The sequence below is a fragment of the Streptomyces sp. MI02-7b genome (assembly GCF_033793585.1).
Lineage (GTDB): Bacteria > Actinomycetota > Actinomycetes > Streptomycetales > Streptomycetaceae > Actinacidiphila.
In genome coordinates this window covers 1-645 of record NZ_JARAWX010000082.1, presented here as the reverse complement: position 1 = coordinate 645, position 645 = coordinate 1, and the positions used below count along the sequence as shown (strand labels likewise).

The following is a 645-nucleotide window of genomic DNA, read 5'->3' as shown; positions in this document are numbered from 1 at the left end:
CCCCGCATCCACACCCAGATCCGACAGACCCAACGACTCCACCGGCTTCTTCTTCGCCGCCATGATCCCCTTGAACGACGGATACCGCGCCTCACCCGACTGATCCGTCACCGACACCACCGCCGGCAACGACGCCTCGAGCTGCTCACTGGCCGAATCACCGTCACGACGACCCGACACCACCCCGCCCTCGACCCCCACCTGCGACAACAACGTCACCTGCGGCACACCCAAACGCTCCGCCACCAACGCCGGCACCACACCCGCCGTGCCATCCGTCGACGCCATCCCCATCACCACCAGATCGAACCCCACACGCTCGATCGCCTTCGCCAGCACCAGCGACGTCGCCATCACATCACTGCCGTGCAAACCCTCGTCCTCGACATGCACCGCCTTGTCCGCACCCATCGACAACGCCTTGCGCAACGCGTCCTTCGCATCCCCAGGACCCACCGTCACCACCGTCACCTCGGCACCATCCGACGCCTCAGCAATCTGCAACGCCTGCTCCACCGCATACTCGTCCAACTCCGACAACAGACCGTCCACCGCATCACGATCCGTCGTCAGATCCCCCGCGAAGTGACGATCACCCGTGGCATCAGGCACGTACTTCACCGCTACAACGATCCTCAAGCTCAC

The 645-nt window shown here is 64.5% G+C and carries 1 protein-coding gene; it reads right to left on the bottom strand.

The genetic code is table 11. The features are described from left to right. Nucleotides 1-645 (bottom strand): electron transfer flavoprotein subunit beta/FixA family protein (locus tag PV364_RS41160; RefSeq protein WP_319666065.1); only part of this gene is annotated, 645 nt, incomplete at its 3' end.